Source organism: Luteitalea sp. (assembly GCF_022842525.1).
Classification (GTDB): Bacteria; Acidobacteriota; Vicinamibacteria; order Vicinamibacterales; family Vicinamibacteraceae; genus Luteitalea.
Genome location: NZ_JALHPM010000379.1, coordinates 620 through 2,549, shown reverse-complemented (window position 1 = coordinate 2,549; position 1,930 = coordinate 620). Strand labels below are relative to the sequence as shown.

The window sequence follows — 1,930 nt, the reverse complement described above, 5'->3', positions numbered from 1 at the left end:
AGCTCTGCGCCCAGTGCCCGCGCCACTTCCCGTCCGTGAGCATCGGGAACGCGTTGAGCGCCGCCATGTAGGCGCGGATGCAGGCGTCGGTGTCAGCTTTGGGCAACGTGCTCCAGAGCCCGCCGTCATAGTGAAAGCAGGTGTTGTACTGGCGCGCGCGCGAGACGCCGCCGTAGGCGAACGCCACAGAGGGCGACCGCTCGACGTCGCCGTTGCGGCCGTCTGCGCGCAGCTCGCCAAAGTTGACCGGCTCGCCGCTGATGAAGGGCATCTTCCGAGCCACGTGCTCCTGGTCGATGAGGGCGTACTCGCCGCTCCTCTTGACCCACTCGAAGCCCCCCACCCCCATGCGCCGATCGATGTGTGCGTCGCAGTAGTCGAAGGGCGCCACCGCGAGGCGCGTGTCCTGGTCGTTCGGGCCGTCGACGGCGCCGCCGCCGAGCAGCATGTCGGGCGCGACCGCCTTCACCTTGCGGCCGAGGGCGATGAGCTCGTCGAAGCTCTCGCGCATGCCGATCTGCCCCGGCTCGTTCGCCAGCTCGCCGATGACGTGGGCGTGACCGCCGAGGCGCTGGGCGGCCTCGACGGTGAACGCCTCGCCGCGCCGGCGCACGTCGCCGCTCCACACGTCGTCGCGCCGGACCGGGTCCCAGACGCCACCGAACGGCTGGACATCGCCGAGGAAGACCGCGCGCAGGTAGAGGCCCGCGGCCCCGGTCAGCGCCACCAGGCGGTCGAGCGCCTGCCAGTAGCCGGGCATGTCGGGCGCGCACCGGAACGACCGGCCGCTGAGCGGGCTGCGGGTCCAGTAGTCGCCGTCCAGCGTCAGGATGACCCGCACGACGCTGAAGCCGCGCGCGCGCATCCCGGCGTGGAATGCCTGCACCTCCGCGTCTTCGCCGGCCAGCAGCCGCGAGAGCAGCGAGAACGCCGAGACCTCGCGGTAGTCGAACCGGCCCGCGGCGTTGGCGAACCAGCGCTTGTTGTCTTCGACGCGGAGGCGCGTGAGCGACGACGGCGGCAGCGGCTCGATGGGCGGCGTCGGCCGCGGCTCGAGACGCACCTGCCACGTCGGAAGCTCCACGGTGGCCACGACCCGGATGCCCGACTCGTCGAATACCAGCCGGCCGCCCGGCGCCGCGACGTCGCCCGACCGCCAGATCGGTACGCCCGCGGCGTCGTAGATGCACAGGAAGCCGTCGCCCTGCATCTCGACGTACCCGGCCGACCGACCGTGGGTCTCGCTTGCCCACCGCGGCCCCTGCCGGTCGTAGAGCACGAGGTTGCCGTCGCCCTGGTAGGCAAGCGTCATCCCGTTGGCTTTCAGTTCCTGTCCCGGCGAGAGGCGCTGTCCTGGCTGCATCATCTGGTCCTCGAATACTTCCGGGCGACAAACGAAAAGGCGGTCCAACGCGCACAGAGCCCCCGCCCCTGCGTCGTCAGACCGCCTCTCGTCTGTCGCCCCTTGTCGTGCGGACGCGGTGAGGCTCACCGCTCGTCGCCGGGTTCATGAGGCCCAGCCCAGTCCGCACGTCCACTCGTTGGTTACGTCGTCTGCATCACTCCACGGCGAGCGTCACGCGCGCGGTCGCGGTGCACGCTCGGACCACCAGCCACCGGCGCCGTCCCCGATGGAACGGCAACCGCAGCGGCATGCGAAACTCGATGACTTCCTCGGCCGTGCCGGACGCGATCTCGCGGATCTCGCCCGGCGTGGCGGGCCGGCCATCCTCCTCCACCCGTCGACTCACGCACGGACCACCTCAGCGTCACGCGGACGCGATGGACCGGTATCCACTACTTTGTTAAGATTCGCCCTATGCCGCGCGGAATCGCCTTGGCGCCTGGCGACCGATTCGGGCGTCTTGTGTTGATCCGACACAGCCCCGAACGCCGTTACGGAGAGACGTGGTGGGAGTGCCGATGCGAC

2 protein-coding genes are annotated in these 1,930 nt (G+C 70.3%); both read right to left on the bottom strand.

Going from position 1 to position 1,930, the window contains the following annotated elements; all coding sequences use genetic code 11:
• Positions 1–1,363 (bottom strand): hypothetical protein (locus Q0C41_RS31240; protein ID WP_291990940.1); only part of this gene is annotated, 1,363 nt, incomplete at its 3' end.
• 196 nt (positions 1,364–1,559) lie between these two features.
• On the bottom strand, positions 1,560–1,751 hold the full coding sequence (locus tag Q0C41_RS31235; RefSeq protein WP_291990938.1) for a hypothetical protein: 192 nt from the start codon (positions 1,749–1,751) through the stop codon (positions 1,560–1,562).
• Between the last annotated feature and the right edge of the window lie 179 nt (positions 1,752–1,930).